The sequence below is a fragment of the Humidesulfovibrio sp. genome, from assembly GCF_035560995.1.
In the GTDB taxonomy this organism is placed as follows: domain Bacteria; phylum Desulfobacterota; class Desulfovibrionia; order Desulfovibrionales; family Desulfovibrionaceae; genus Humidesulfovibrio.
The window spans coordinates 1-7,172 of the sequence record NZ_DATMYK010000058.1 but is presented as its reverse complement, the minus strand read 5'-3'; the positions used below and the strand labels follow the sequence as shown (position 1 = coordinate 7,172).

General features: G+C 62.9%; 7 protein-coding genes. All 7 read left to right on the top strand.

The window, feature by feature from the left end:
• The first annotated feature begins 380 nt into the window (after positions 1-380).
• Entirely contained in the window at positions 381-908 is a 528-nt protein-coding gene (locus VN419_RS02190; RefSeq protein WP_325643971.1) for an RsbRD N-terminal domain-containing protein, read from the top strand.
• Positions 909-977: 69 nt separating this feature from the next.
• Positions 978-2,000, top strand: a complete 1,023-nt coding sequence (gene dsrM, locus VN419_RS02185; protein ID WP_325643970.1) for a sulfate reduction electron transfer complex DsrMKJOP subunit DsrM — start codon at positions 978-980, stop codon at positions 1,998-2,000.
• Positions 2,001-2,062: 62 nt separating this feature from the next.
• On the top strand, positions 2,063-3,697 hold the full coding sequence (gene dsrK / locus VN419_RS02180; protein WP_325643969.1) for a sulfate reduction electron transfer complex DsrMKJOP subunit DsrK: 1,635 nt from the start codon (positions 2,063-2,065) through the stop codon (positions 3,695-3,697).
• Positions 3,698-3,704: 7 nt separating this feature from the next.
• Complete coding sequence (gene dsrJ, locus VN419_RS02175) at positions 3,705-4,088, top strand: sulfate reduction electron transfer complex DsrMKJOP subunit DsrJ (RefSeq protein ID WP_325643973.1); 384 nt, start codon at positions 3,705-3,707, stop codon at positions 4,086-4,088.
• Positions 4,085-4,858 carry a sulfate reduction electron transfer complex DsrMKJOP subunit DsrO gene (gene dsrO, locus VN419_RS02170; protein WP_325643967.1) on the top strand — a complete coding sequence of 258 codons (774 nt, stop codon included), beginning with the start codon at positions 4,085-4,087 and terminating at the stop codon, positions 4,856-4,858. The genes dsrJ and dsrO overlap by 4 nt, the downstream gene beginning before the upstream one ends.
• 9 nt (positions 4,859-4,867) lie before the next feature.
• A complete protein-coding gene (dsrP, locus tag VN419_RS02165) occupies positions 4,868-6,052 on the top strand; it encodes a sulfate reduction electron transfer complex DsrMKJOP subunit DsrP (protein WP_325643965.1) in 1,185 nt (394 codons plus the stop codon).
• A 231-nt stretch (positions 6,053-6,283) separates the two neighbouring features.
• Positions 6,284-7,172, top strand: an 889-nt coding sequence (gene yedE, locus VN419_RS02160; protein WP_325643963.1) for a YedE family putative selenium transporter, incomplete at its 3' end; no start/stop codon positions are given.

Genomic DNA, 7,172 nt, shown 5'->3' with positions numbered 1-7,172 from the left:
GAGCGGAACCCCCGCCCCCGGCTGTGCAAACCCTCTCTGCACACGATTCCTGAATGGCAATTGTTGTGCCAAGTGGCGATTTCCATTTATTTTAGGCAGATGAACTTTTTTGAATCCGCAAAGTGCCGCAAAATATGCGCACATATCTGCACATGTGTGCGGGGCAGGTTGCACATCCCCTGGCTGTAAAAGCCCGGCGCAAAGGTCGACGAGGGCCCGGTTTTCTGGGCGAAACGGCTTGACGTTTCAGGGGGAGTCTGGAATAGACAGCGGAGGTATTGTTCCCTATTTCACAATAATTTTGCAGGCGTCGCGCCAGCTTTCCGCAGGGTGGGGAAGGCCGGGCGGTCGTCTTGTGTTACGGTTTATTCGGGGGGCTCATGGGGCTGATTGAGGCGATTGCGGCGCGCTCGGAAGAGCTGGCCCAGAAGTGGGCGGACCTCGTTCTGGGCACATACCCGGCCGAGACCCAGGCGGTCTGGCGGAAAAACCGCGATCAGTTCACCAACCCGGTCGGGCACAACATCCTCAAATCCACCTCCGAGCTCATCCCCCTGCTTTTGGCCTGGAACGACGCGGAGGCCGTGGCCCGCTCCCTCGACACCATGGTCAAGATCCGCGCGGTGCAGGACCTTTCGCCGGGCCAGGCCCTTTCCTTCGTTTTTCTCTTCAAAAAACTCCTGCGCCAGGAGTTCACCGCCGAGCTTTCCGCCAAGGGCGAGCTTGAGGAACTGCTGCGCTTCGAGACCAGGGTGGACAACCTGGCCATCATCGCCTTTGACCTCTACGTTGCCGCGCGTGACCAGATCGCCCGCATGCGCGTTGAGGAAGTGAAACGCGCGCACACGAACATCGTGCGCCGCGCCAACCTGATGAAAGCGGACGTTGCGGCCCACAAGGCCGATTAGTTTTTTTGACGGCAGGGCGTTCCCGGCGCGTGTGGCGGGGCGGCCAAACTACAAGCGAGGTGACGGCAGATGAAAGCGATCTTTTCACTCCTTATGGTCCTGGCCCTGGTGGTGATCGCCACGGTAGGGGCGGGCGCGGCAAAGATGCAAACCATCTTCGCGTACTGCATCCCAGGCACGGCATTCATCATTTTCGTGGTCGGGTTCGTGTGCAAGATCATCTCCTGGGCCAAGAGCCCGGTGCCCTTCCGCATTCCCACCACGGGCGGCCAGCAGCAGACGCTCGACTGGATTCCGCAGAACAAGTGGGACAATCCCTCCACCGGCCCGCAGACCTTCATCCGCATGGCGCTTGAAGTGCTGACCTTCCGGTCGCTGTTCCGCAACACCAAGGTGGTGCTGAAGCACGACGACGGCAAGAACCCCATCGTGGCCTACGTTTCGGCCAAGTGGCTGTGGCTCTTCGCCATCCTGTTCCACTACGGCTTCTTCATCGTCATCGTGCGCCACATGCGCCTGTTCATGCAGCCGGTGCCCGCCCCCATCGCCTTCCTGGACTGGAGCGACAGCATCCTGCAGATCCTGACCCCGAGCATCTACATTTCCGACCTGCTCATCCTGGGCGGCCTCACCATGCTGCTGGCGCGCCGCTTCACCGACGCCAAGGTGCGCTACATCTCGCTGGTGAACGACTACTTCCCGCTGTTCCTCATCCTGGGCATCGCCCTTTCCGGCGTGTACATGCGCTACGTGGCCAAGGTGGACATCATGTCCATCAAGGACGTGGTCATGGGCCTGGTGACCTTCAACTACAAGGTTCCCGCCGGCGTGGACGTGAGCTTCTTCGTCCACCTCTTCCTGGTGAGCACCCTGCTCGTGTACTTCCCCTTCTCGAAGCTGATGCACATGGGCGGCGTGTTCCTTTCCCCCACGCGCAACATGCCCAACGACACCCGCATGGTCCACTACGAGAACGTGTGGAACAACCCGGCCATCAAGCCCCACAGCTACGAGGCCTACGAGGACGAGTTCCGCGAGCCCATGTTCGAGGCTGGCTTGCCTTTGGAGAAGACCCCGGAGGATGCCGCGTAAACGCGGCCTGCCCAAGCCCCCCGGACATTTAGAGCACTAAACTTTTTCCGCGAGGAGAAGACATGGCAAAAATCATCAAACCCGATGAGATGCTCAAGAGTATCAACTATACGCCGCCAGCCACAGGCTGGATGGATCTGCCCAACGACCTTTCCCCGGGACGCTGGGCCTACCCGGCCAAGGTGGAGAAGGTCGAGTACCTGATGCATGAGGTTCCCGGCGTGTTCGGCAATCCGCGCACCTGGAATCCTTCCGAGGAAGATTGGAAGCTGCCCGCCAACTGGAAGGAAATCGTCGTCAACGGCTTCCGCGAGCGCCTGGACAAGTACCGCTCCCTCAAGCTGTTCATGGACATCTGCGTGCGCTGCGGCGCCTGCGCCGACAAGTGCCACTACTTCATCGGCTCCGGCGACCCCAAGAACATGCCCGTGCTCCGCGCGGAGCTCATGCGCTCCATCTACCGCGGCGAGTTCACCCTGGCCGGCAAAATCCTGGGCAAGCTCACCGGCGCCCGCGTCATGGAAGAGGACGTTCTGAAGGAATGGTTCCTCTACTTCTACCAGTGCACGGAGTGCCGCCGCTGCTCGCTGTTCTGCCCCTACGGCATCGACACCGCCGAGGTGACGATGATGGCGCGCGAACTGCTGCACCTGGTGGGCATCAACATCAACTGGATCCTGGAGCCTGTTGCCAACTGCACCCGCACCGGCAACCACCTGGGCATCCAGCCGCACGCCTTCAAGGACATCGTCGAGTTCATGGTCGACGACATCGAGACCATCACCGGCAAGCGCCTGAACGTGCCCCTGAACGAAAAGGGCCACGAAGTCATCTTCATCACCCCCTCCGGCGACGTGTTCGCCGATCCGGGCATCTACACCTTCATGGGCTACCTGATGCTCTTCGACGCCATCGGACTGGACTACACCCTGTCCACCTACGCGTCCGAGGGCGGCAACTTCGGCCTGTTCACCAACGCCGACATGATGAAGGCCATCAACGGCAAGATGTACTCCGAGGCCAACCGCCTGGGCGCCAAATGGATCCTCGGCGGCGAGTGCGGCCACATGTGGCGCGTGGTGAACCAGTACATGGACACCATGAACGGCAACCTGCAGGGCCCGCAGATGCGCACCCCGGTGAACCCCATCACCGGCACGGTGTTCCACAACGCCAAGCAGACCAAGATGGTGCACATCGCCGAGTTCACGGCCGACCTCATCAAGCACGGCAAGCTGAACCTCGACAAGAGCCGCAACTCCGACATCATCGCCACCTACCACGACTCCTGCAACCCGGCCCGCGCCATGGGCATGTTCGAGGAGCCGCGCTACGTGCTGAGAAACGTCGTGGACCAGTTCTACGACATGCCGGAAAACACCATCCGCGAGCAGACCTTCTGCTGCGCGGGCGGCTCCGGCCTCAACACCGACGAGATCATGGAGATCCGCATGCGCGGCGGCCTGCCGAGAGGCAACGCCCTGCGCTACGTGCAGGAAAAGCACGGCGTCAACACCATGAGCTGCGTGTGCGCCATCGACCGCGCCACCCTGATTCCCCTGGCCGACTACTGGGCTCCGGGCGTCAAGATCACCGGCCTGCACGAGCTGGTGGGCAACGCGCTGATCCTGGACGGCGAGGAAGAGCGCACCATGAACCTTCGCCAGGAGCCCCTGCCCGGCATGGAGGAGGAATAAGATGAAACTGTACAACGGCGGTAAAATCATCACCGGACTGGTGATCTTCCTGGGCGTGTTCCTGGCCCCCTTCGCGTACAACGCGGGCAAGGCGGCATACACCCAGCCCAAGCTCAAGATGCCCGAGAACGAGAAGGAATGCATCGAGAGCAAGGAGTTCATGCGCACCAAGCACATGCAGCTTCTGAACGACTGGCGCGACTGGGCCCTGCGTGACGGCAAGCGCGTGTATGTGAACAGCAAGGGCAAAGAATTCGAGATGAGCCTGCAGAAGACCTGCATGAAGTGCCATACCAACAAGGCGGAGTTCTGCGACAAGTGCCACAACGACGCAGCCGTTTCCCCTTACTGTTGGGATTGCCACATCCAGCCGGAGGGGGTGAAGAAATGAACCACACCAGAAGAAACTTCCTGAAGTTCATGGGCGTCGCCGCGGCCGGGCTTTGCGCGGCTTCCGCCGGCGGGGCCATCGCCGCCTCCGGTGCTGGCTCCAGCATCAAGGAAAGCGCCACCGCCTCCACCGCCAAGCGTTGGGGCATGGTCATCGACACCAAGAAGTGCGGGACCAAGGAAGCCATCGACGTGCTGGCCAAGGCCTGCCACAGCGTGCACAACGTGCCCGACATCCCGGGCAAGCAGAACGTGAAGTGGATCTGGGCCGCCGGGTACGAGCAGGCCTTCGATCAGCCCAACAACTACATGGACGAGGGCCTGGAGAAGCGCGAATTCGCCACCCTGTGCAACCACTGCACCAACGCCCCCTGCGTGCGCGTGTGCCCCACCAAGGCCACCTACAAGCGCCCGGACGGCATCGTGGCCATGGACTACCACCGCTGCATCGGCTGCCGCTACTGCATGGCCGGCTGCCCCTTCGGCGCGCGCAGCTTCAACTTCATGGAGCCGCGCAAGCACCTGGACCTCTCCGCGTTGAACAAGGAATTCCCCACCCGCATGCGCGGCGTGGTGGAGAAGTGCAACTTCTGCGTTGAGCGCCTGGCCCACGGCAAGCAGCCCGCCTGCGTCGAGGCCTCCAGCGGCGCAGTGGTCTTCGGCGATCTGGCCGACGCCAACTCCGAGGTGCGCAAGCTCCTGCGCGAGCACTACACCATCCGGCGCAAGCCGTCGCTCGGCACCGAACCGAGCGTCTACTACATCATCTAGGGGGCGGACATGCTCGAGAAAGCACTGAAAGGTAGTCCCAAGTACTACATGTGGGTCGGGTTCCTCCTCCTGCTCATTGGCGGAACCTCTGCGGCGTACGTGAACCAGCTCATGGAAGGCCTGACCATCACCGGCATGAGCCGCGACGTGTCCTGGGGCTTCTACATCGCCCAGTTCACGTACCTGGTCGGTCTGGCCGCCTCCGGCGTCATGATCGTGCTGCCCTACTACTTCCATCACTACAAGAAATTCAAGGATCTGGTCATCTTCGGCGAGTTCATGGCCATCGCCGCCGTTGTCATGTGCCTGGGCTTCATCGTGGTCGACATCGGCCAGCCGCAGCGCATGCTGAACGTGGTGCTGTTCCCCACGCCCAACTCCATCCTGTTCTGGGACATGCTGGTGCTGAACGGCTACCTCATCCTGAACGTTCTGGTGGGCTGGACCTGCCTTGAGTGCGACCGCCAGCACCTGCCCCACCCCAAGTGGACCAAGGTGCTCGCCTACACGTCCATCGTCTGGGCCTTCTCCATCCACACGGTCACGGCCTTCCTGTACCAGGGCCTGCCCGGCCGCCACTACTGGCTCACCGCCATCCTGGCCGCCCGCTTCCTGGCCTCCGCGTTCTGCTCCGGCCCGGCCATCCTGCTCCTGGTCATCCTGCTGACCGAGAAGGTGACCTCCTTCAAAGCCGGAGCCGAGGCCATCGCCACCCTGGCCAAGATCATCACCTACGCCATGTGCGTGAACGTGTTCTTCTTCCTGCTGGAAGTGTTCACGGCCTTCTACTCCGGCATTCCGGGCCACACCCACTCGATCGTGTACCTGTTCAAGGGGCTTGAGGGCCACACTGAACTGGTGCCCTTCATGTGGACGGCCGCGGTCCTGGCCATCACCAGCCTGGCGCTGTTGATTCCGCCCCGCTTCCGCGACAACCTGAAGCTCCTGCCCTGGTCCCTGGCCATCCTGGTCATCGCCACCTGGATCGACAAGGGCCTCGGCCTCCTGATCGGCGGCTTCAACCCGACCCCGTTCGAGACCATCACTCCCTACTGGCCCACCGGCAAGGAGCTGCTCGTCTCCCTCATGATCTACGGCACCGGCGCCCTGGTGGTGACCATCCTGTTCAAGGTGGCCACCGAGGTGAAGCAGGAGATCGGCGCTTCCCAAAAGCCCGCTCCGGCCGCCGAATAACCGCACGATCCGCTCTGTCCACACAAGGCGCCTCCGCAAGGGGGCGCCTTTTTTTTGGCCTTGCGGCTGCCATCGGATATCCATCAGAATCCCCTCTGCCTAACGTACAAGTATCAATGCATGTGATTTGTCAAATAGGTTGCACCACTGCCAAAAGCGCGGTAACGCAGAGCCGTTGCGACGGATTCTCGTCGAGTGCAGTGAACATTTGAAAACCACAGGGGGTGGGGAGTGGCTAATGTTTTCGCCGGGCGTACCGGCATTCTGGCGGCGGGAGGGGCCATCGGCCTTGCGGCCGCGCTGTTGCAGTTCGCGGGCAACCCCGCAAACATGGGCATCTGCGTGGCCTGCTTCGTGCGAGACATCGCGGGCAGCCTGGGCCTGCACCAGGCCGCGGTGGTGCAGTACCTGCGGCCGGAGATTCCGGCCTTTGTGCTCGGCTCCTTCGCGGCCGCGCTGATGACCGGCGAGTTCCGGGCGCGGGCGGGCTCGGCCCCGGCCACGCGCTTCTTCCTGGGCATGTGCGCCATGATCGGCGCGCTGGTGTTCCTGGGCTGCCCCTGGCGCGCGCTGCTGCGCCTGGCCGGCGGCGACGGCAACGCCATCCTGGGCATCCTGGGTCTGGCCGCGGGCGTGTTCGCGGGCACGCGCTTCTTCAAAGCCGGGTTTTCTTTAAGCCGCGCCCAGGCCCAGCCCTGGTCCGCGGGCGTCATGATCGCCCTGGCCGCCGTGGCCCTTCTGGCCGCGCGCTTCTTCCTCCAGCCCGATCCTGCGAGCGGCACCCTGAACTGGCTGTGGGCCTCGGTGAAGGGTCCGGGCGCGGCGCGCGCCCCGCTGTTCATCTCCCTGGCTGGCGGGCTGCTCATCGGCGTGCTGGCCCAGCGCAGCCGCTTCTGCACCATGGGCGCCCTGCGCGACCTGTTCCTTTTCCGCCAGACGCACCTGTTCACGGGCGTGCTGGCCTTTGTGCTGGTGGCCTTTGTGGCCAACCTCGCCCTGGGCCAGTTCAAGCCCGGTTTCGAGGGCCAGCCCATCGCCCACACCGACGGTTTGTGGAACTTCATGGGCATGGCCGTGGCAGGTTTGGCCTTCGCCCTGGCCGGGGGCTGCCCCGGACGCC

What these genes read in the sequence shown, in the direction of transcription:
- VN419_RS02190 (WP_325643971.1), top strand. Translation starts at nt 381, where the DNA reads ATGGGGCTGATTGAGGCGATTGCGGCGCGCTCGGAAGAGCTGGCCCAG.
- dsrM (WP_325643970.1), top strand. Translation starts at nt 978, where the DNA reads ATGAAAGCGATCTTTTCACTCCTTATGGTCCTGGCCCTGGTGGTGATC.
- dsrK (WP_325643969.1), top strand. Translation starts at nt 2,063, where the DNA reads ATGGCAAAAATCATCAAACCCGATGAGATGCTCAAGAGTATCAACTAT.
- dsrO (WP_325643967.1), top strand. Translation starts at nt 4,085, where the DNA reads ATGAACCACACCAGAAGAAACTTCCTGAAGTTCATGGGCGTCGCCGCG.
- dsrP (WP_325643965.1), top strand. Translation starts at nt 4,868, where the DNA reads ATGCTCGAGAAAGCACTGAAAGGTAGTCCCAAGTACTACATGTGGGTC.